This window comes from Paucibacter sp. XJ19-41 (genome assembly GCF_028462495.1).
Lineage (GTDB): Bacteria > Pseudomonadota > Gammaproteobacteria > Burkholderiales > Burkholderiaceae_C > Roseateles_E.
On the sequence record NZ_JAQOWX010000017.1, the window covers coordinates 32,060 to 53,217 of the forward strand.

Sequence of the window (21,158 nt, forward strand, 5' to 3'; positions counted from 1 at the left end):
TGCGCTCAGTAGTTCAGGCTGGCCTGCAGCCACAGGCGCGAGCGCGCGCTGCGGCCATCGGCGTCCAGGCCATTGGCCTGGCGGCCGGCATTGCCGCCCACGGCACGGGCCCAGGCGGCGCGCATCTGCCAGCGCTCGGCATAGAGATTCAGGCCCAGACCGACACCGCCGAGCTGGTAGCCATTGGGTTTGCCCGCCGCCAGGGCTCCGGCCCAGGGCGAGGCATGCAGGCTGACGCGGCCGCCGTCGACAAAGGCCAGGGCCTGGCCGCGCAGCCGCTCGCCGGCACGGAACTCGCGCCGCAGCTCGACGCTGCCCAGCCAGCCGGCGTCGCCGCTGCCCTCGCCGACCGCATAGGCCCGCACACCGCCGGGGCCGCCCAGGCCGAACTTCTCCGAGGAGTCCAGATTGCCGCCGGCCAGCTGCGCGCTCAGCGAGCCATAGACCGCCCAGTCGCCGGCCGCATCCAGCGCCTGCGTGCGGGCCAGCCGCAGCGAGGCCTTGCTGTAGCCGCCCTGGGTGCGGGCCGTCAGGCCGTCGACGGTCTGGTCCAGCGCATTGCCGGCCAGATTGAGCTTGCCGGCGCTGCCGCCCAGCGACCACTCGGTCGAGCCGCCGGCGCCCAGCTCGTCCCAGCGGTTGCCGAACAGCGCGAACTGCAGGCGCTGCAGGCGCCGCTCGCGCAGATTGCCGCTGGCACTGTCGTCGCTGAGCTGCTTGGCCTCGATGTCGAGCTGGGCCCAGACATTGCCGGCCCGGCTGCGCTGCAGCGGGTAGCTCAGCCCGGCGCCGACGCTGCGCGCCTGGCCATGCAGGTCCAGCGCCTTCAGCTCGGCGCCGATCTTGTAGGCCAGCAGCGAGGCGCCCAGGCTCAGGCGCAGGCCCTGGGGCGTCAGCGGCAGCAGATAGCTGGCGCTGGCCGCCTTGTTGCCGGTGCTGGCGCTCAGCGACAGGCCCAGACTGTCGCCGCGCTGCAGCGGGTTGGCCAGGCTCAGCAGCGCGCTGGCGCGGGCCGCGCCGGTGTAGCGGTTGCTGAAGTTGTCGAGGCTGACATTGCCGCGCAGCGCCGCGGTCGGCTCGGCCTTGATCAGCAGCCGGCTGCTGCCGGGCTCGCTGCCGCGCTCCAGGCTGGAGCGGGCGCTGACGCCGGCCAGATCGTTGATCAGCAGCAGGGCGCGCTCCAGGTCCTCACCGCGCACCGGGCCGGCCGGCAGGGCCGCCTGGGCGATGGCATGGAGCTGGGCATCGGCCACCGGGCTGCGATTGCCCAGCTGCACCCGCTGCGGCCCGGACTCCAGACGCCCGGCCAGCACCGCGATCTCCAGCTCGCCCTCGCTGAGGTCCTGGCGCGGCAGATAGGCCCGGGCCAACATGAAGCCCTTGGCCTGCAGCCGGCTCGTCACCCGGCCGGCCAGCGCCTGCAGCTCGGCATGGCTGAGGCGCTGGCCCAGCGCGCCGGCCACCCAGGCCTGCAGTTCGGCCGCATCGGCCAGACCCTCGGCGCCGCTGAAGCGCACCCGGCTGATCAAGGCCTTGAAGCCGGCGTTCCGGTCCAGCGCCGTGGCCGGCGCCTCCGCGGGACGCTGCAGGGTCGGACGGCCCGGGCCGCTGTTCAGGCGCTGCTGTTCATTGAGCAGCTGGCCGGCATCGGGCGCCGCCGCCAGGGCCATCGGGATCAGGGCCATGCCGGCCAGAACGAACTTCTTTTTCTTGGACGCCATCAAAGCCTCCGCTGTTACACATGGCGGCTTTATCGGGCGGCGGCAAGAGGGCGGGGTTTGCCAAAAACACCGCCTTCTTTGCTGAAACAGATAAGCGGGGCGGGCGGCGGGTTTATCGGCGCTTCGGCCGTGCGATAGGCGACACAGCCACTCACTCGGGGGGCTGAGGCCGGTCACGCCGGCTCAACGACAATCGTGAACTATGTCTCAATTTGTATCTGATGCTGCCAGCGCCGAGCCGCCCCTGATCCTGCTGATCGACGACGTGCCCGAGGAGCTGCGCTGGCTGACCCAGCTGCTGCGTGCGGACTACCGGCTGGCGCTGGCGCCCAGCGCCCAGGCCGGCCTGCAGCGCGCCCAGGCGCTGCGGCCCGATCTGATACTGCTGGACATCACGCTGCCCGATATGGACGGGCTGGCCCTGTGCCGCCTGCTGAAGGCCGACCCGCTGACCGCCGCCATCCCGGTGCTGTTCCTGAGCGCGCACAGCGCCCCGGACTTCCGCACCCAGTGCCTGAGGCTGGGCGCCGTCGACTACATCTGCAAGCCCTTCCACCCGGAGGAGGTGCTGGCGCGGGTCTGCGTCCATCTGCAGCTCGCCGCGCAGATCCGCCAGGGTCGCGGTGATGCCGCCGACACCAGCGCGCCGCGCCATCCCGAACAGCCGCTGCTGCAGACCGCCATCCGCTATATCCGCGACCACCTGGCCGAGCTGCAGAGCGTCAGCCTGGTGGCCCAGCAGGTGGGCATGAGCGAGAAACGGCTGCTGGCCCTGTTCCGCAACCACCTGGGGCAGACCGTCTCGGGCTTCATCAGCGACGAGCGGGTGCGCGTCGGCCAGCGCCTGCTGGCCGACACCTTGATGAGCGTGCAGGACATCGCCTTCAGCGTCGGCTACAGCAACCCGGGCAATTTCGCCACCGCCTTCCGTGAACGGCACGGCTGCAGCCCGCAGAACTACCGGGAATCGCTGCGCAAACCCAGCCTGATCGCCTGATGCGCGGAAAGTTCCAGGCTTGGCGCTGCGGCGCGGCCTTGCTGTGGCTGCTGCTGTGCGGCCCAGCCCTGAGCGCCCCGCAGCCCTGGCTGGCGCTGGCCGAGGCCGGCGCGGGGCCGCAGGCCCTGAACTCGGCGCTGCGCCTGCATGTCGACCGTGACGCCAGCCAGGGGCCGGCGGCCATCCAAGCCCTGCCCGAATCGGCCTGGATGGCGGTCGATGAGCGCCGCCTGACCCCCGGCTACAGCTCAGCGGCCTACTGGCTGCGGCTGCAGCTGCACAACCCCGGCAGCGAGCCCCAGCTGCGCTGGCTGCTGCTGCGCCCGGCTAGGCTGGAAAGCGTCAGCCTGTACCAGGCCGGTCCCGCATCGGACGGCCTGCTGCCGCGCCGGGCCGGCACCGACCAGCCCTTTGCCGCGCGCGAGCTGCCGCTGCGTGAAAGCGCCTTCGTGCTGGCGCTGGCGCCGGGCGAGCGCCAGACCCTGTGGCTGCGCGTGGCCAGCCGCAGCGCCATCGCGCTGGACCTGAGCCTGTGGCCGCGCGAGGCCTTGCTGCACCATGAGCAGACCCGGCTGTGGCTGGACGGCATGGTGATCGGCTTCGCGCTGCTGCTGATGGTGGCCACCCTGCTGATGGGCCTGGCCCAGCGCGAGCGGGCTTACGCCTATGTGGCGCTCTATCTGGGCGCCTTCGTGTTCTACGAGAGCGGCATGCGCGGCACCGCCTTCATGCTGTTCTGGCCGCAGGCCACCGACTGGGCCGTGCGGGCGCTGGGCAGCTTCGGGGTGCTGGCCCATCTGTTCGAGCTGGCCGCGCTGACCCGGCTGCTCGACACGGCCCGGTTCCAGCCGCGCTGGCATCGCGGCATGCAGGCGCTGGCCCTGCTGGACCTGCTGGCCCTGGGCCTGTGCTTCTGGGGCGACTACCGCCTGGGCACCACCCTGGCCAGCCTGCTCAATGGCGGCCTCGGCCTGCTGATGGCGGTGGCCTGCGTGCGTGCGGTGCGGCAGCGCCGCCCGCTGGCCTGGGCCTGGGGGGCGGCGGTGGCCCTGCACCTGATCGGGCTGCTGCCACGGGTGTTCAGCCTGCTGGGCTGGCAGCCCCATTCCAGCCTGGTCGACTACGCGCCGCCCTTTGTCGGCCTGCTGGGCTGCCTGGTGGTGCTGCTGGCCATGCTGCAGCGCGTGCGGCGCCAGCGCCTGCAGCATGAGGTGGCGCTGGAGAGCGCCGTGCAGCTGCGCACCCGCGAGCTGCTGGCCGCCAGCGCCCGCGCCCAGGCCAGCGATGCCGCCAAGGGCCGGCTGCTGGGCTATCTGGGCCATGATCTGCGCGCGCCGCTGGCCTCGGTGGTGCAGCTGGCCCGGCGGCTGCAACCCGACGCCGGCTTCGAGCAGGACCGGCGTGCCATCGAGCATGGCAGCCAGCTGCTGCTGGAGATGATCGACGAGCTGCAGCGCTTTGCCCGCGCGCCGACGGCCAGCGCCGCCCCCGAGGTGCTGGCGGCGCCCTGCTATCTGCACGGCCTGCTGCTGGAGCTGCACCAGCAGGCCCAGGGCCTGGCACGCAGCAATGGCAACCGGCTGCGCCTGCGGCTGGCGCCGGAACTGCCCAGCGTGCTCGAGCTAGACGCCAAGCGGCTGCGCCAGGCCCTGTTCAATCTGCTCTCCAATGCGGCCAAGTTCACCCGCGATGGCCAGATCACGCTGGGCGCCGACTATCGCGAGGGCCGGCTGTGCCTGACGGTCGCGGACACCGGGCCCGGCATCGCCGCTGCCGACCAGGCCCTGCTGTTTGAGCCCTTTGTACGTCCGGCCTCCAGCAACGGCATTCCCGGCCTGGGTCTAGGCCTGAGCATCGCGCGCCAGACGGTGCTCGCGATGGGCGGCAGCCTCGAGCTGCACAGCCGGCCCGGCGAGGGCTGCCGTTTCGAGCTCAGCATGCCCGCGCCGAGCGCCGAGGAGGCCCAGGTCGACTGGCCGGCACTGCGTGGCCTGAGCGCCGCGCCGCTGCTGGACCAGGGCCTGGCCCTGGTGCTCGACGCCTGCGACAGCGCCCGGCAGGCCCTCAGCGAGCGCCTGAGCCTGAGCGGCTATGACTGCCTGCAGGCCGCGTCACTGGCCGAGGCCATGGCGCTCGACACCTTTGGCGTCGAACCCGCGCTATTGATCGTCGAGCCGGCCAGCCTGCCCCGGGGCGATCTGCAAAGCCTGGCGGCGCTGCGCCGGCGCCATCCCGGCATGCGGCTGATCTGCTGCAGCGCACGGCCGGCGCCGGACGCCCTGCTCTACAAGCCGGCGCCCGAACACGCCTGGTGGGCCGCGATGCAAAGCCTCAGCGCAGGAAGGCATCCCAGCCCGTCTTCAATATCAGCGCACTGACGACGACGACAAACATCCCGCGCACAAAGCCCGCGCCATGCTTCAAGGCCATGCGCGTGCCCAGGAGGCTGCCCAGCACATTGGTGACGGCCATCACCGCTGCGATATGCCACCAGACATGGCCTTTCATCGCGAACAGCAGCAGGGCCGAGGCATTGGTGGCTGTGTTCAGCAGCTTGGCACTGGCCGAGGCGTGCAAGAAGTCGAAGCCCAGGAAGCGCACGAACAGGAAGACGAAGAAGCTGCCGGTGCCAGGGCCGAAGAAGCCGTCGTAGAAACCGATCACCAGCCCGATGGCGCTGGCCAGCCAGGCCTCGGTGGCGCCGCTGTGGCGCGGTGCGTGTTCGCGCCCCAGATCCTTCTTGGCCAGCGTGTAGATCAGCACCGCCAGCAAAATCAACGGCAGCGCCTTGCGCAAACCGCTGGGGTCGACCAGGGTGACGGACCAGGCGCCGGCAAAACTGCCCAGCAACGCGGCACCGGCGGCCGGCAGCAAGGCATGCCAGGGCAGGGTGACACGGCGCGCGAACTGCGCCGTGGCCCAGGCCGTGCCCCAGATCGCGCCGCCCTTGTTGGTGCCGAACAGCGTGGCCGGCGCGGCGCTCGGAAAGACGCTGAACAGCGCCGGCACCAGCACCAGCCCGCCGCCGCCCACCACGGCATCGACAAAACCGGCCAGCAGGGAGGCCAGGGCGACGGTGACAAGCTCAAGCATGCGACGTGATTCCGGACGGCAACAATAAAACGGGCACCATCAAGGTGCCCGCGAATGGTGACAGTGTCACTGAAATCGTTCGAATTGCTTTGAATTGCTTGCTTTGTTTGTCTCCTCAGCCCCGCCTAGCAGCCGCTGTTCGCACAACGACTGCATCGAGTGAGATGGAATGTAGGGATTCAAAGCCATGCACGCACTTGGGGTTTTCACTTGTGACAAAGCTCTTTTTTGGTGCGTGAGCAGGCGCTCACTGTTCCGATCAATGCCTTCAAGCATGAAGATGTCATTTTTCTGACACGCACCCATCGCGACGATCCCGGCGGGGATCGCGCAAATTTGCGGCGCTCGGCGTGGTGTGGATGCCGACAAGCGCGGTCGCCGGAATGGGTTTTTTCCGGGCTTGGCCGGCGGCGGCGCATGGAAAGATCGCTGCATGCGTTTTTCACCGATCATGGCCCTGACCCTGCTGCTGGCCGGCTGCGGCGGTGGCAGCTCCGGCGGCGATACCGCCCCCCCTGTGGCCGCACCGCCCGTGCCGACGCTGAGCCTGCCCAGCACCGCGCTGAGCGCGGCCGAGCTGGCGGTGCTGGTCGCCGAGGGCGATACCTTGTCCGAGGCCATCGCCAGCCACTACCAGACGGCACGCGGCCTGGCGGCGAGCCAGCTGATACGGCTGCGGCTGCCGAGCCGCTCCGATGTCATCTCGGCGGCCGACTTCGCGCTGCTGAAGGCCGAGATCGACGCCAGGCTGCCCGGCAGCGCGCAAGCGAGCTTGCTGACCTGGACCGCCCCTTCGCGGGTGGCCGGCCCCAGCTGCTCGATGAGCATCACCAGCGCTTTGGCCCTGGGCTTCGATGAGCGCTACTGCTCGAACCGCTGCGGCGCCACCGCCGCCTCGCCGCTGTATGACTCGGAGTCGCGCCGGCCCTGGAGCGATCACCGCATCCGGCCGGCCATGATGCTGGGCGCCCGCACGCTGGAGGCCGCCCAGGCCCTGATCGCTCGCGGCCTGGCCGCCGACGCCAGCCAGCCCGGCGGCGACGGCTATCTGCTGCGCAGCAGCGACGCGGCCCGCAGCGTGCGCTACCCCGACTATCTGGCGCTGCCCGCCGCCTGGGCCGGCCGCTTGCGGCTGGAGTATCTCGACAATGCGGCCGACAGCGGCAGCGACAGCCTCGACGGCCGCAGCAATGTGCTGTTCTACTTCACCGGCCTGAGCCGGGTGCCGGGTCTTGCCGGCAACGGCTTCCGCCCTGGCGCGGTGGCCGACCATCTGACCTCCTTCGGCGGCCATCTGCCCGACGGCAGGGGTCAGATGCCGGTCACCGCCTGGCTCGATGCGGGTGCGACGGCCAGCTACGGCACGGTCGAGGAGCCCTGCAACTTCACGCAAAAGTTCTCGCGCGCCTCGGTGCTGATCGACCATTACTACCGTGGCGCCAGCCTGATCGAGGCCTACTGGAAGTCGGTGCAATGGCCGGGCCAGGGCCTGTTCGTCGGCGAGCCGCTGGCCCGCCCCTTTGCCGACGCGCCTTCGTTCACGATAGACGGCGGCCAGTACCTGATCAGCACCCGCGCGCTGCGCCCGGGCAGCGCCTACGCGCTGGAATACCAGGACAGCGCCGGCGCCTGGATCGCGCTGGCCGGCCTGACGCCGGAACGCGCCCAGATGCAGACCCTGCGCGCGCCGTTGCCGCCGGGCGGCACCACCCGGCTGCGCTGGGTCGGCCCCTGCCCCACCGACAGCGCGCAGCGCTGCACGCTGGCGAGCAGCGGCTGAGCCGGCGCACGGCGACTCAGTCCAGGCTGATGCCGGCCTTCTTGACCAGCTTGGCGTAGCGCTCCTGCTCGCTGCGGAAGAAGCTGGCGGCCGCTTCCGGCGTCGTCGGGTTGATCACATTGCCCTGCCTGGCCATCGCCTCGCGGACCTCGGGCGCGGCCAAGGCCGCCGTGAACGCCGCGTGGAAGCGCTTGACCTGGGCCGGCGGCAGCCGGGCCGGGCCGACCACCGCGAACCAGCCCTCGATCGCATAGTTCGGCAGGCCCTGCTCGGCCACGGTGGCAATCTCGGGCGCGGCCGGCACCCGCGCGGCGCTGCCGATGCCGATGGCGCGCAAGGCCCCGCTCTTCAGATGACCCTGGATCGAGGGCAGTGACAGCACGCCCAGGTCGACCTGGCCGCCGATCAGGTCGGCCACCATGGGGCCGACGCCCTTGTAGGGAATATGGCGCATCACGACGCCGGCCTCGTCGACAAACATCTCGGCGCCCAGATGCAGGATGGTGCCGTTGCCGGAGGAGGCATAGTTGTAGACATCGGGCTTGGCCTTCAGCAAGGCCACCAGTTCCTTGACGTTGGTGGCCGGCAGCTTGGATGGATTGACGACCAGCACAAAAGGCGTCGCGCCCACCACCATGATGGGCGTGATGTCGTTCAGCGCATCGAAGGGCATCTTCTTGTAGACGCTGGGGCTGACCACATGGTTGTTCGAGACCACGCCCAGGGTCAGGCCATCGGGCACGGCCTTGACCAGGGCGGCGGTGCCGGTGATGCCGCCGGCCCCCGGCAGGTTCTCGATCACCACCGCCTGGCCGCCCAGCGCCTTGGACAGCGCCGGCGTGACGGCGCGGATGATGGTGTCCACGCCCGAGCCGGCACCGACCGGCAGGATCAGGCGCAGCGGTTTGTCGGTGGCGCCGTCGGCATGGGCGCCGCCGACAGCGAGGAGGGCAGCGAGCGCCACCAGGGCGCGGCGGTTGAGCAAGCTCATGGTTTTTGTCTCCGGTTGTTGTTGTGTCGGGCGAGCGTCAGGTGATCGGTGCTTTCAGGCGGGCAAGAATCTCGTCGGTATGCTGGCCGATGCCGGGCAGCGGCATGCGCACCCCCGGCCGGCGCCCGCCCATCAGCAGCGGCAGCAGCACGACATCGGTGGAACCGCCATCCTCCGTCTGCATCGGCGCCAGCCCGCCGCTGGCGCGCAGATGCGGGTCGTCCAGCAGCTGCTCGGGCCGCATGATGGGGGCATAGGGCAGGCCCACGGCCTCCAGCGCGGCGCTGAGCTCGCCGATCTCGCGCGTCTTCAGGCTCTCGCCGAGTTGTTCCAGCAGCTGCGGGCGCACAGCGACGCGCTGGGCATTGGTCTGCAGTGCCGGATCGGCGGCCAGGTCGGGGCGCTCCAGCAGACGGCACAGGGTCAGGTATTGCTTGTCGCTGACCGCGCCGATGAAGAGCTGCTCGCCGTCCTTCAGGCCGAAGACGTCGTAGACGCTCCAGGCCGAGACCCGCGAGGGCATGGGCGGCGGCGGCTCGCCGGTCATCGAGAACTGCTGCATATGCTGGGCCGACAGGAACACACAGTTCTCGAACAGCGCGCTCTGCACCTCCTGGCCGCGGCCGGTGGCCTCGCGCTCGCGCAGCGCGGCCAGCACGCCGATCGCGCCGAACATGCCGCCCATGATGTCGTTGACCGAGGTGCCGGCCCGCAGCGGCCTTCCCTTCGGGCCGGTCATATAGGACAGACCGCCCATCATCTGCACCACCTCGTCGAGCGCGGTGCGGTGCTCGTAGGGCCCGGGCAGAAAGCCCTTGTGCGAGACATAGATCAGGCCCGGCTGGGTGGTGGACAGGCTTGCGTAGTCCAGGCCCAGGCCGCTCATCAGCCCGGGGCGGAAGTTTTCCAGCACCACATCGCTGGCGGCGATCAGTTCCTTCGCGGCGGCGCGGCCGGCCTCGCTCTGGATGTCCAGCACGACACTTTTCTTGTTGCGGTTGAAGCTGCGAAAGAAGCCGATGCCCAGGCCCGGCAGGCGCCGCGTCTTGTCGCCGCCGGGCGGCTCGATCTTGATGACCTCGGCGCCGAGATCGGCCAGGATCATGCCGCAGGTCGGGCCCATCACCATATGGGTGAACTCGAGCACGCGGATGCCGGCCAGCGGCAGCGGTCGTTGATCTTCTTCGGTCATGCGCTTCTCACATCCATGGTCTTGGGCAGGCCGGCGCGCCAGACGCTGCCGTGCAGCGGCTCGCCCTCCAGCCAGCCGGCGACGCGCCGGCGCAGGGCCAGCAAGGCGTTCAGGTCGACACCGGTCTCGCAGCCCATGCTGGCCAGCATGAAGGCCAGGTCCTCGGTCGCGGCATTGCCGCTGGCGCCGGGCGCATGGGGGCAGCCGCCGATGCCGGCCAGCGAGGCGTCGAAACGGGTCACGCCGGCCTGCAGCGCCGCACAGACATTGGCCAGCGCGAGGCCGCGGGTGTCGTGGAAATGGCCGCAGCAAAAGCGCTCGCCGGCGATCTTGCGCGCGGCCTCGCAGAGCTCGCGCACCGCGCGCGGATCGGCAAAGCCCACCGTGTCGGCCAGGCTGACACGGTCAGCGCCGGCGTCCAGCAAGGCCTGCATCAGGCGCAGCACCTCGGCCGGCTCGACCCGGCCCTGCAGGGTGCAGCCAAAGGCCGTGCCGACGCCGCCTTCGATCAGCGTCCGGCTGCCGGCCGCGTCGCGGGCGGCGCGGATGCGGGCCAGCTCGGCAACCACCTCGTCAGGGCTCTTGCGCAGATTGGCCTGGCTGTGCAGCGCGCTGGCCGACAAGGGCAGGATCATCAGGTCGGCGCCGCCGGCGATCGCCGCCTCCGCGCCGCGCAGATTGGGCACCAGCACCGAGGCGAACAGGCCGGGCAGCTCGCGCTTGGCATAGTCGAGCAGCGCGCCGGTATCGGCCAGCTGCGGCAGCAGCCGCGCCGGCACGAAGGAACCGAGCTCGATCTCGCGCACGCCGGCCGCGTATTCGGCGCGCAGCCACTCGATCTTCTGTGCGGTGGGCAGCACGCGCTGGATGCTTTGCAGGCCGTCGCGCAGGCCGACCTCGCGGATCTGCACCGTCTGGGTTGTCATCGGTTTTGTCTCCTTGATGCCCGGACTCTAGAGATTCCCAGCAGCTTCACAAGTGGTATGTTGTCAGCCCTGAAGTGCCGAATCGGAATTCCAGACATGCGCGACCTCGACCTGAAAACCCTGCGCCTGCTGGTGGCCGTCTGTGAACACCAGAACATCAAGCAGGCCGCGCTGCAGGAACACATCGAGCCCTCGGCGATCAGCAAGCGCATTGCCGCGCTGGAGGCCGATCTGGGCACGCCGCTGCTGCTGCGGGGTCGGCGCGGCGTGCTGCCGACGCCGGCCGGCCAGGCCCTGCTGGAACATGCGCGCAGCATGCTGTTCACGATGGAGCAGGTCGAGCAGGACATGGCCGCCTTCAGCGCCGGCACGCAAGGCCATGTGCGCCTGGTCGCCAGCGCCTCGGCGATTGCCGAGCGCCTGCTGGACGATGTCGCCGCCTTCATGCGGGCGCCCCAGAACCGGCTGATCAAGGTCGATATCGAGGAGCGCTTCTCGCGCGACCTGGTGCGCATCGTGCGCGACGGCAGCGCGGCACTGGGCGTCTGCTGGGACAGCATCGCCTTCGAAGGCCTGGCCACCCGGCCATACCGACGCGACGAGCTGGCGCTGGCCGTGCATGCGGAGCACCCGCTGGCGCGCCACAAGAAGCTGGCCTTCGCCGACACGCTGGCGCACGAGCATGTGGGCCTGCAGCCGGCCACCGCGGTGCACATGATGCTCAGGCGCGCCGCAGCCCAGGCCGGCGGCAGCCTGCATTACCGCGTCATCGTCTCCAATTTCGATGCGGCCTTTCGCGTCGTCGCGGCCAATCTAGGCATCGCGGTCGTGCCGCGCCAGGTCGGCGGTGCCTATCTCGAACGGGGCGTGCGTCTGATCGCGCTCAGCGACGCTTGGGCGCAGCGGCGCTTCGCGGTCTGCTTCCGGCCCGGCGGGCTGTCGGCGGCGGGTGAGCGCATGTGCGAGTACCTGGCCAGCATGGCCGAGCGCTGAAAGCGCCTAAAAGCCGGCTTTTTCCACGGCTGCCCCGGGCGGCGATCCACTACGCTGGATCGCTTGTCAGCACGCCACCCCGTTTCGGAGAAGCCTTCATGCAAGACATGACCCCATCGCCAGCGAGTTCGCTGGGTCGCCACAGCGTGGCTTTTCGCCTCTGGGCCTCGGTGATCGCGGTCATCGTCGCGCTGATCGCGGTGATCACTTTCGCGGCGGTACGCAGCGGCAAGGTGCAGGAGCAGACCACCGCCGTGGCCGCCGCGATGGACGCCAAGGTCGACGCCGCCAGGCGCTGGGCCGGCCTGACCACCACCAATGTCGTGCGGGTGCAAGCCACGGCCGCCAGCACCGACCCGGCCGTCGATGCCTTGTTCAAGGAGGTGATTCCCGCCACCATCGGCGAGATCAGCAAGGTCCAGAAAGCCATCGAGGCGATGGAGCTGAGCGACAAAGACAAGGCCTTGATGGACAAGGTCGCGGCTGAGCGCAAGACCGTGCTGGAATCACTGGCCAAGATCCGCAGCATCAAGGCCACCGATCCGGCCGCCGCCGCCCAGGAGTTGAGCGCGCGCTTCAATCCGGCGGTCGATGTGTATCTGAAATCACTCAACGAGTTCGCCGAGGAGCAGGTCCGCGCCAAGGCCGAGATCCTGGCGGAGCTGGCCGAGCAGCGCAAGAGCACGGTGCGCATCGCCGGCGTGTTGATCGCGCTGGTCGTGATCGGCCTGATCGCCGGTGCGGTCTGGCTGGTGCGCTCGATCCAGCAGCCGCTGGCTCAGGCCATGCAGGCGGCCGACCAGATCGCCGGCGGCGACCTGACGACCTCGGTGCATGTGAGCCGGCGCGACGAGTTCGGCCTGCTGCTCGGCTCGATGGAGCGCATGGTGGCTCAGCTGCGCAGCGTGGTCGGCGAGGTGCGCCAGGGCATCGAGTCGGTGTCCACCGCCTCCAGCGAGATCGCCACCGGCAACCATGACCTGAGCGCCCGCACCGAGCAGACAGCCTCCAGCCTGCAAGAGACCGCCAGCTCGATGGAAGAGCTGACGGCCACGGTCGGCCACTCGGCCGACACCGCCCGCCAGGCCAACCAGCTGGCCGGCTCGGCCGCCGAGGCTGCGGTGCGCGGCGGCCAGGTGGTCGAGCAGGTGGTCAGCAATATGGCCCAGATCACCGAGAGCTCGCGCAAGATCGGCGACATCATCGGCACCATCGATGGCATTGCCTTCCAGACCAATATCCTGGCGCTGAACGCGGCGGTGGAAGCCGCGCGCGCCGGCGAGCAGGGCCGGGGCTTCGCGGTGGTGGCCGCCGAGGTGCGCTCGCTGGCCCAGCGCTCGGCCGAGGCCGCCAAGGAGATCAAGACCCTGATCGGCGCCTCGGTGGAGCGGGTCGAATCGGGCGCGCAGCTGGTCGAGCAGACCGGCACCGCGATGCAGGACATCGTCACCAGCGTCAAGCGCGTGACCGACCTGATCGGCGAGATCGCCTCGGCCGCCACCGAGCAGCGCGACGGCATCGCGCAGGTCAATGTGGCCGTCACCAACCTCGATCACATGACGCAGCAAAACGCCGCGCTGGTGGAGGAATCGGCGGCCGCCGCGCAGTCGCTGCGTGAGCAGTCGGCACGGCTGGCCGAGGTGGTGTCGGTCTTCAAGGTCGATCAGCAGTTCCAGGCCAGGGCCGCCATCACGGCGCCGTCGCCGAAGCCGATCACCAAGAGCGCGCCGCGTCCCGCGCCGGTGGCGGCGAGGAAGCCGGCACCACCGAAGCCGGTCGCCCGTCCTGCGCCGGTTCCCGCGCCCAAGGCCAGCCCGGCGCCGACCACCGACGAGTGGGAATCGTTCTGATCAGTCCCAGCTCGGCGCCAGGCCCTCTGGATTGACCAGGCGCCCGCCGCGTTCCAGGCCCGCGATCTGCGCCATCTCGTCCGGGCTCAGCACCAGCTGCTGCGCCCGCAGATTGCTGGCCAGGTTCTCACGCTTCGTCGAAGACGGGATCACCGCATAGCCCTGCTGCAGCGCCCAGGCCAGCACGACCTGGGCCGGCGTGGCGCGGTGCGCTGCGGCGATGCGGATGATCAGCTCGTCCTTCAGCACCGCACCATAGGCCAGGGTCATATAGGACGTGATGGGCACGCCCTGGCTGCGCGCGAACTCGACGACGCTGCGGTTCTGCAAGTAGGGATGCAGCTCGATCTGATTGGTGGCGATGGGCTCGGCGCCGACCACGGCCATCGCCTGCTTCATCAGATCCACCGTGAAGTTCGAGACGCCGATCTGGCGTGTCAGGCCTTGCGCCTTGGCTTCCATCAAGGCCGCCAAGGTCTCGGCCAGCGGCACGGCGCCGCCCGGCGAGGGCCAGTGGATCAGGGTCAGATCGAGGTAGTCGGTGCGCAGCTTGGCCAGGCTGTCCTTGAGGCTTGGGATCAGCCGGTCGCCGGCCAGCTGCTCGGTCCAGATCTTGGTCGTCAGGAAGAGTTGCTCGCGCGGCACGCCGCTCTCGGCGATGGCCTGGCCGACCTCGGCCTCGTTGCCATAGATCTGGGCCGTGTCGATGGCCCGGTAGCCAAGTGCCAGCGCGGTGGTGACCGAGTCGATCACGACCTGACCCTTCAGGCGGAAGGTGCCGAGGCCGAAGGAAGGAAGGGTTTTGTTCATGGTTGTTCCTTGATTCATGTCAGTGGCCGACCGCTGCCGCCCCGCCGCGCGACGGGCTGGCAAAGCCGCTGCGCCTGTCCAAGGCGCCGCTCCAGGCCGTCAGGCCCAGCGCGCCCAGCACCACCAGGGCCCCGATCCAGGGCGTGTTCAGAACGCCCCAGCGCGCGACGATCTCGCCGCCCAGCAGCGCGCCGCCGGCGATGCCCAGATTGAAGGCCGCGATATTCAAGCCCGAGGCCACATCGATGGCGCGCGGCGCGTGGATCTCGGCCTGCTGCACCACATAGACCTGCAGCCCGGCCACATTGCCGAAGGCCACCGCGCCCCACAGCAGCACGGTCAGCACCACCAGCGGCTTGGATGCAGCGGTGAAGGCCAGCAGCAGCAAGACCGCGGCCAGCAGCGCGAAGATGATCTTCAGCGCGCCGATGGGCCCGCGCTGGTCGGCCAGCTTGCCACCCCAGAGATTGCCCACTGCGACCGACACACCGTAGGCCAGCATCACCAGGCCGACGGCGCTGGCATCGAAACCGGCGACGTCCTGCAGGATGGGCGCCAGATAGGTGAAGGCCACAAACGAGCCGCCGTAGCCGACCGCCGTCATCGCATAGACCAGCAGCAGACGCGGCTCGCGCAGCACGGCCGCCTGTTGCAGCAGCGAGGCCGGCTTGCTGTGCGCGATGTTCCTGGGCACGAAGACCAGGCTGCCGACAAAGGCAATCAGGCCCAGCGCGGCGACCGCCAGAAAGGTCGCGCGCCAGCCGAAGTGCTGGCCGATGAAGGTGCCGAGCGGCACGCCGGTCACCAGGGCCACGGTCAGGCCGGTGAACATGGTCGCGATCGCGCTGGCGGCCTTGTGCTTGGGCACCAGGCCGGTGGCGATGGTCGAGCCGATCGAGAAGAACACGCCGTGCGCCAGGCCGGTGACGATGCGGGCGGCGATCAGGCTCTCATAGCCCGGTGCCTGCCAGGCCAGCAGATTGCCGGCGGTGAACAGCAGCATCAGACCCAGCAGCAAGGCCTTGCGCGGCACGCGGCCGGTCAGCGCGGTCAGCACCGGCGCACCGATGGCCACGCCCATCGCATAGAGGCTGACCAAGAGGCCGGCCGAAGGCACGCTGACGCCGAGGTCGGCGGCCAGCGTCGGGATCAGGCCGACGATGACGAACTCGGTCGTCCCGATGGCAAAGGCGCTGAGGGTCAGCGCCCAGAGGGCAAGAGGCATGATGAGGAACTCCGGGATGCTTGAAAGAAAGTGGCCGCAGTGTGGCCGCGCCGCCTTTGCAGATAAACCCCAGATCCGGCGATAGATTCTTGAATAAACTTCAAGAATGAAGACCACACTCGATGAATTGCAGACCTTGGTCGCCGTGGTCGACGGCGGCTCGATCACCGCCGCCGCCGAGCGCCTGGGCCAGACCGTCTCGGCCGTCAGCCGCTCGCTGGCGCGGCTGGAGGAGAAGCTGGACACCAGCCTCTTGAGCCGCACGACGCGGCGGCTCGCGCTGACCGAGGAGGGCCAGGTCTTGCTGAGCCGGGCACGCAAGATCCTCGACTCGGTCGAGGAGGCCGAGGACCAGCTGGCCCAGCGCCGCCAGAAGCCGGCCGGGCGGCTGCGTGTCAATGCGGCCTCGCCCTTCATGCTGCATGTGCTGGTGCCGCTGCTGGGTGACTTGCGTGCGCGCTATCCCGAGCTGGAGCTGGAGCTCAACAGCGATGAGCTGAACATCGACCTGCTGGAGCAGCGCACCGATGTGGCTTTCCGGATCGGCGCGCTGCGCGACTCCACGCTGCACGCGCGGCCGCTGGGCAGCAGCCGGCTGCGCGTGCTGGCCAGCCCGGCCTATCTGAAGGCGGTGGGGCGGCCGCGAACGGTGGCCGACCTGGCCGGCCTGAGCCTGCTGGGCTTTGCGCAACCGGAGAGCCTGAACGACTGGCCGCTGCGCCACCCGCAGGGCGATGCGCTGCGCATCACGCCCAGCCTGCAGGCCTCCAGCGGCGAAACCCTGCGCCAGCTGGCGCTGGCCGGCCAGGGCCTCGTCTGCCTGGCCGACTTCATGACCCAGGCCGATCGCGAGCGCGGCGATCTGGTGCAGGTGCTGATCAAGGACACGGTGGAGGTGCTGCAGCCGATCAACGCCGTCTATTACCGCAACACCCAGCTGGCGGCCCGCATCGCCTGCTTTCTCGACCATGTGGCCGAGCGCATCGCCGGCTGCGCCTGGGTGCTGCGTTAGCGCCCGCCACGCCGCTCAGCCCTGCGGCGGCGACAACAGGCGGCGTTCGCCGAGCAGCGCCGCCAGCAGCACACCGGCGGTCATCGCCAGGCCGCTCAGCAGCCCCCACAGCAAGGGCATCAGGATGACCTGCAGCCATTCGCCGGAGGGCAGGTCCGGCTCGGGCGGGTCTCCGGCCAGGATCGCGGCGCCGCACAGCAGCCAGATCAGCCAGGCCAGGCCCACGCCATAGAGGCAGCAGGCCGTGCTGCGGCGCCGGCTGCGCCGGTGCGAGCGCAGCGTCAGATAGCTCCAGCCCAGCGCCAGCAGGAACAGCAGCAAGGCAAAGACGGCCGCCTCGGCCAGCAGGTCCGGCAGGCTGCCACGACCGATGGGCCTGGGGCCGCGCGTCAGCAGCACGCTCAGCAGCCCGCCGACGCTGCACAGGGCCAGTCCCGAGATGAAAGCACCGAGAGTCCGCAAAGACTGCATAGTGTCGAAGCCCCCCTGCTCAGCGAGAGCCCGTCTGATAGCAAGAAGCCGGCCATCGAGCCGCCCCGGGGCAGCGAGGGTGGATCGGAGGAAAAACCGCACCAGGGCCGCGAGCCCGCGACACAGATCGGTGCACCGGCGCCCCGCTCAGCGGCGCCGCGTCAGGCCTTGCAGCAGGACATGGCGCCGGGCCAGCACGCCCGCCACCAGCACCCCGACCAGCACCGCCAGCCCGTTGAGCAGCCCCCATAGCGGCGGCACCTGTGGCGACAGCAGCAAGGTGCTCAGCGGCATGGCGACCAGGGATGTCGTCTCGGCCGCGCAGACCACGCCGTACAACAACCAGGCCAGCCAGGCCAGGCCCAGGCCGCCCAGACACCAGGCGGTGGCGGGCCAGCGGCCGCGCCGGTAGGGCCGCAGCGTCACATAGCTCCAGCTCAGGGCCAGCGCAAAGATGGGCAGGGCATAGACGGTGGCCTCGGCCAGCAGCTGCGGCAGGCTTTCCGAATGCCCCCACAGCGCGGTCAGCCCCAGCGGCAGACGCAGACCGGCCAGCGAGCCGCCCAGCATCACCGCGGTGCTGTAGAGGGCCAGCCCGGAGGCGAAGGCAGCGATGCGCCGCGAGTGTTTCATGAGGCCCGACAAACTAGGGATGGACGTTGCCCAATTCTGATGGATAGCGCCGCGGCGAAGCGGGTCCACCCCCCCCATCTCAAGGGCCGGTCTTACCCCTGCGGCGCGCCCAAGCCGTCCAGCAGTCGCTGGAAGGCCAGCCACAGCGGCGGCTGCTCCCGGGCCTCCAGCTGCTCCAGGGCCAGGGCCGCCGCCTCCAGGGTTGAGAGCTGATGTGCGCGCTGGGCCTTGCGGACCGCGTAGCGCGAGGCCGGCGGCTGCTCCCAGCTCAGCCGCGGCAGGGTCTGCAGCAGCGGGTTCAGCGCCAGCATCTTGCGGCTCTTGCGCCAGGTGCCGTCCAGCACGATCAGCCGGCTCGGCGCGGCCGGCAGCGGCGGCCCGGGCCGCGCCGGGTCTTGCGGATAGAGCAGCACCGCGCCGTCCAGCAACGGCGCCAGCTCGGCCGGCTCGAAGACCTCGCCGACCAGCAGCCGGCTGCGTGCCAGGCACAGATGCAGCAGCCGCGCCGTGCCCTTGGCCTGGCGCTCCTCCAGCGGGTGCTGCAGGATCAGCAGCTCCAGCGCGTTGTCCACCGGCGCGGCCAGCGCGCAGATGCAATGGCTTTGCGGGCGCAGGCAGCGCGTGCAGCGGGCACGGGTCATGGTCGCCGTGGCGCTCAGGCCGGACCGAGGCTGTCGAGCAGGCTCAGGAAACGCGCCACATCCAGCGGCTTGGTCAGATAGTCGTCGAAGCCCGCCGCCCGGCCGCGCGCCAGATCCTCCGGCTTGGCATTGGCGCTGACCGCGACCACCGGGATGCTGCGGGTGGCCGGGTCGGCGCGAAGGCGCTGCAGCACCGCATAGCCGTCGAGCTCGGGCAGATTGATGTCCAGCAATATCAGCGCCGGCCGCTGCTCGGCCGCCAGCGCCAGGCCGCCGTGCGCGCCCAGCGCCTTCAGCAGCTCGATGCCGGGCCGCATCGCGACGATGCTCTCGACCAGATGCAGATTGGCCGCGTTGTCTTCGATGCACAGCAGCCGCCAGCTCGGCGCGCTGTCGGGCGGCAGGGCCGGCGCCGGTGCCAATGCGGGCAGGGGCAGTGCCTGCGAGCCCTGCGCCAGCGGCAGCTCGATCCAGAACTCGCTGCCCACACCGGGCCGGCTCTCGACCCCGATGCGGCCCTCCATCAACTCGACCAGGCGCTTGGCAATGGCCAGGCCGATACCCGTGCCCTCGATCGCGGCCTGGTCGGCCGCCAGCCGCTCGAAGGGCACGAACAGCCGCGCGCGCTGCTCCGCGCTGAGGCCGACGCCGCTGTCGGCCACCGTCAGCCGCAAGCGCCCGCCCAGCGTCCGGCTGCCTATCGTGACCCAGCCCTCGCGCCGGTTGTATTTGATCGCGTTGGACAGCAGGTTCAGCAGCACCTGCTTGAGCCGCACCGGATCGGCCCAGACCAGCAGCGCCTCGGCGCCGGGCTCGGCCTGCATGCGGATGGCGCGCGCCTGGGCCTGCGGGCGCAGCAGCGACAGGCAGTCGGCCAGCAGCGGCGCCAGCGCCACCGACTCGGGCGCCACCGCGAACTTGCCGGACTCGATGCGCGCCAGGTCCAGCACCTCGTTGATCAGGTCCAGCAGATGCTCGCCGGCCTTCAGGATCTCGCGCAGATAGTCGGTCTGCCCGGGCTCGCGCAGCTGCAGCTCGAGCAGCTGGCCGAAGCCCAGGATGGCGTTCAGCGGCGTGCGCAGCTCATGGCTCATGCGCGAGAGGAAGTCGCTCTTCGCGGCATTGGCCCGCTCGGCCTCCTGCTTGGCCTGCAGCAGCTCGGCGGTGCGGTCCAGCACGCGCTGCTCCAGCTCCTCGTTGAGCTGCTGCAGCGCCCGCTCGGCCTGCTTGCGCGCGGTGATGTCGGTGATGCTGCCGCGAATCAGGCGCTGGCCGGCCGCCGGCATGCGCACCAGCCGCACCTCGCAGGCCACGTCGCGGCCGCTGCTGTGTCTGTGCGTCCATTCGAACACCGGGCTGCCGCCGTCCAGGGCCTGGCGCATCCAGCCCTGGGCCGCCGCCAGGCTGGGCCGGCCGTCGGGCTGGGTCGGCGGGCTCAGCTGGCCCGGGCTGCAGCCCATCAGCTGATCGCGCGGCAGGCCGAACAGGCGCACCGCGTTCTCGTTGACCTCGCAGTAGCAGCCGGCATCGGCGTCGAACATCATGATGGCCTCGGGCGCCAGCTCGATCTGCAGACGGAAGCGCTGCTCGCTGTCGGCCAGGGCCTGGGCGGCGCGGCGCCGCTCGGTCACGTCCATGGTGGTGCCGAACAGGCGCAGGGGCTGCCCGGCCGCGTCATGCTGAACCCGGCCTATCTCCTCCAGCACCCGCTCGCCGTCGGGGCGCAGCACGCGAAACTCGATGCGGTAGGACGGCGTCTGGCCCGGCAACAGCGGCCGCTCGACGGTGGCGCGCAGGCGCTCGCGGTCGTCCGGATGCACGACCTGCAGCGCCAGGTCCAGGCTGGGCCGCACCAGGCCGGGCGTGAAGCCGAACAGGCGGAACTCCTCGTCCGACCAAGTCGACTGGCCGCTGATGACGTCGTAGTTCCAGTTGCCCAGATGGGCCATGGTCTGGGCCTCGGCCAGCAAGGCCTCGCTGCGCGCCAGCTGATCGCGCGCCAGCCGCTTCTCGGTGACATCGCGCAGCACCGCCAGCAGGCATTGCTGGTCCTGCAGGGTCACCAGCATCGGGCTGACATCGGCGTAGAAGACCTCGCCGCTCTTGCGCCGGAACGCCAGCTCCTGGGCCAGGCTGAAGTCGCCCCGCTCGATGCGCGCCATCACCTGGCGCATCCGCGGTATCGCATTGGGCGGATGCAGCTCGGGCGGCGTCAGCGCCAGCATCTCGGCCTCGGTATAGCCCAGCATGCGGCAGCAGGCCGGATTGGCCATCAGCAGCCGGCCGTCGGCCACCCGGGCCACCAGAATGCCTTCCTGCGCCTTGTCGTAGATGGCACGCAGCGTGGCCTCGCTGTCCTTGAGCCGGCGCTCCAGCTCGCGCTGCTCACCGACCTCCCAGAAGATGCCGCAGACCCCGACCGCCCGGCCCTGGGCGTCGAAGATGGGCGTCTTGATCGTGTGGACCGTGCTGTCCATGCCTTCGTGCACATCCTGCTCGTCGAAGGCCTCGACCTCGCCGCGCGCCATCACCCGGGCATCGTCGGCGCGGTATTTGTCGGCCCATTCACGTGGATGCAGCGCGTAGTCGTCGCGGCCGATGATCTCGGCCGGCGTGCGGCCGAAGCGCATCGCGTAATGCTTGTTGACGGCCTGGTAGATGCCTTGCGCATCCTTGATGAAGACGCTTTGCGGGATGTGGTCGATCAGCGCGGCATAGCTGGCGCGCTCGTCGCCCAGCGGGTGGGGCGCCTCGGGGGCGGGGTCGGGACGCGCGGCAGACGACATACGCTAGGCCTGGGTTCTATGCTTGTTTGCCGGGCAG

At 70.2% G+C, this 21,158-nt stretch carries 18 protein-coding genes; 6 read left to right on the plus strand and 12 right to left on the minus strand.

Going from position 1 to position 21,158, the window contains the following annotated elements; translation table 11 throughout:
• Positions 1-5: 5 nt before the first annotated feature.
• Positions 6-1,721 (minus strand): ShlB/FhaC/HecB family hemolysin secretion/activation protein, encoded by a 1,716-nt coding sequence (locus tag PO768_RS06625; RefSeq protein WP_272645427.1) that lies wholly within the window; start codon positions 1,719-1,721, stop codon positions 6-8.
• Positions 1,722-1,923: 202 nt separating this feature from the next.
• On the opposite strand from PO768_RS06625, the gene PO768_RS06630 reads away from it, so the two are divergent.
• Entirely contained in the window at positions 1,924-2,718 is a 795-nt protein-coding gene (locus PO768_RS06630; RefSeq protein ID WP_272645428.1) for a response regulator transcription factor, read from the plus strand.
• A complete protein-coding gene (locus PO768_RS06635) occupies positions 2,718-5,096 on the plus strand; it encodes a sensor histidine kinase (RefSeq protein WP_272645429.1) in 2,379 nt (792 codons plus the stop codon). The genes PO768_RS06630 and PO768_RS06635 overlap by 1 nt, the downstream gene beginning before the upstream one ends.
• Here PO768_RS06635 and PO768_RS06640 read toward each other — a convergent pair.
• Together PO768_RS06640 and PO768_RS06645 are read right to left on the minus strand one after the other, a co-directional pair.
• Positions 5,050-5,811, minus strand: coding sequence for a TSUP family transporter (locus tag PO768_RS06640; RefSeq protein ID WP_272645430.1), 762 nt, complete (start codon positions 5,809-5,811; stop codon positions 5,050-5,052). The genes PO768_RS06635 and PO768_RS06640 overlap by 47 nt on opposite strands.
• Positions 5,812-5,877: 66 nt before the next feature.
• Positions 5,878-6,264 (minus strand): hypothetical protein, encoded by a 387-nt coding sequence (locus PO768_RS06645; RefSeq protein ID WP_272645431.1) that lies wholly within the window; start codon positions 6,262-6,264, stop codon positions 5,878-5,880.
• Between PO768_RS06645 and PO768_RS06650 the strand changes: the two genes are divergently transcribed.
• Positions 6,245-7,591 carry a TIGR03790 family protein gene (locus PO768_RS06650; RefSeq protein ID WP_272645432.1) on the plus strand — a complete coding sequence of 449 codons (1,347 nt, stop codon included), beginning with the start codon at positions 6,245-6,247 and terminating at the stop codon, positions 7,589-7,591. The two genes, PO768_RS06645 and PO768_RS06650, sit on opposite strands and share 20 nt — an antisense overlap.
• A gap of 16 nt (positions 7,592-7,607) precedes the next feature.
• Here PO768_RS06650 and PO768_RS06655 read toward each other — a convergent pair whose 3' ends face one another.
• Genes PO768_RS06655 through PO768_RS06665 form a run of 3 tightly spaced genes read right to left on the minus strand, consistent with a single transcriptional unit; the run spans position 7,608 to position 10,700 of the window.
• On the minus strand, positions 7,608-8,582 hold the full coding sequence (locus tag PO768_RS06655; protein WP_272645433.1) for a Bug family tripartite tricarboxylate transporter substrate binding protein: 975 nt from the start codon (positions 8,580-8,582) through the stop codon (positions 7,608-7,610).
• A 37-nt stretch (positions 8,583-8,619) separates the two neighbouring features.
• Positions 8,620-9,774, minus strand: a complete 1,155-nt coding sequence (locus PO768_RS06660) for a CaiB/BaiF CoA transferase family protein (RefSeq protein WP_272645434.1) — start codon at positions 9,772-9,774, stop codon at positions 8,620-8,622.
• Complete coding sequence (locus PO768_RS06665; RefSeq protein WP_272645435.1) at positions 9,771-10,700, minus strand: hydroxymethylglutaryl-CoA lyase; 930 nt, start codon at positions 10,698-10,700, stop codon at positions 9,771-9,773. The genes PO768_RS06660 and PO768_RS06665 overlap by 4 nt, the downstream gene beginning before the upstream one ends.
• 96 nt (positions 10,701-10,796) lie before the next feature.
• On the opposite strand from PO768_RS06665, the gene PO768_RS06670 reads away from it, so the two are divergent.
• Together PO768_RS06670 and PO768_RS06675 are read left to right on the plus strand one after the other, a co-directional pair.
• The gene (locus PO768_RS06670; RefSeq protein ID WP_137945533.1) at positions 10,797-11,693 is read left to right on the plus strand and encodes a LysR family transcriptional regulator; all 897 of its coding nucleotides are present in this window, start codon (positions 10,797-10,799) and stop codon (positions 11,691-11,693) included.
• A 98-nt stretch (positions 11,694-11,791) separates the two neighbouring features.
• Entirely contained in the window at positions 11,792-13,543 is a 1,752-nt protein-coding gene (locus PO768_RS06675; RefSeq protein ID WP_272645436.1) for a methyl-accepting chemotaxis protein, read from the plus strand.
• Here PO768_RS06675 and dkgB read toward each other — a convergent pair whose 3' ends face one another.
• Positions 13,544-14,353, minus strand: coding sequence for a 2,5-didehydrogluconate reductase DkgB (gene dkgB, locus PO768_RS06680; RefSeq protein ID WP_272645437.1), 810 nt, complete (start codon positions 14,351-14,353; stop codon positions 13,544-13,546).
• 19 nt (positions 14,354-14,372) lie between these two features.
• Positions 14,373-15,578 (minus strand): MFS transporter, encoded by a 1,206-nt coding sequence (locus PO768_RS06685; RefSeq protein WP_272645438.1) that lies wholly within the window; start codon positions 15,576-15,578, stop codon positions 14,373-14,375.
• Positions 15,579-15,684: 106 nt separating this feature from the next.
• On the opposite strand from PO768_RS06685, the gene PO768_RS06690 reads away from it, so the two are divergent.
• The gene (locus PO768_RS06690; RefSeq protein ID WP_137945536.1) at positions 15,685-16,590 is read left to right on the plus strand and encodes a LysR substrate-binding domain-containing protein; all 906 of its coding nucleotides are present in this window, start codon (positions 15,685-15,687) and stop codon (positions 16,588-16,590) included.
• Positions 16,591-16,605: 15 nt separating this feature from the next.
• Here the strand turns inward: PO768_RS06690 and PO768_RS06695 are convergent, their stop codons facing one another.
• The 4 genes from PO768_RS06695 to PO768_RS06710 form a co-directional block, all read right to left on the minus strand.
• On the minus strand, positions 16,606-17,061 hold the full coding sequence (locus PO768_RS06695) for a hypothetical protein (RefSeq protein WP_272645439.1): 456 nt from the start codon (positions 17,059-17,061) through the stop codon (positions 16,606-16,608).
• A gap of 147 nt (positions 17,062-17,208) precedes the next feature.
• Complete coding sequence (locus tag PO768_RS06700; protein WP_272645440.1) at positions 17,209-17,694, minus strand: hypothetical protein; 486 nt, start codon at positions 17,692-17,694, stop codon at positions 17,209-17,211.
• A 92-nt stretch (positions 17,695-17,786) separates the two neighbouring features.
• Positions 17,787-18,335: a tRNA-uridine aminocarboxypropyltransferase gene (locus PO768_RS06705; protein ID WP_272645441.1), complete on the minus strand. Its 549-nt coding sequence runs from the start codon at positions 18,333-18,335 to the stop codon at positions 17,787-17,789.
• A gap of 14 nt (positions 18,336-18,349) precedes the next feature.
• Positions 18,350-21,121, minus strand: coding sequence for a PAS domain-containing hybrid sensor histidine kinase/response regulator (locus PO768_RS06710; protein WP_272645442.1), 2,772 nt, complete (start codon positions 21,119-21,121; stop codon positions 18,350-18,352).
• Positions 21,122-21,158 lie beyond the last annotated feature (37 nt).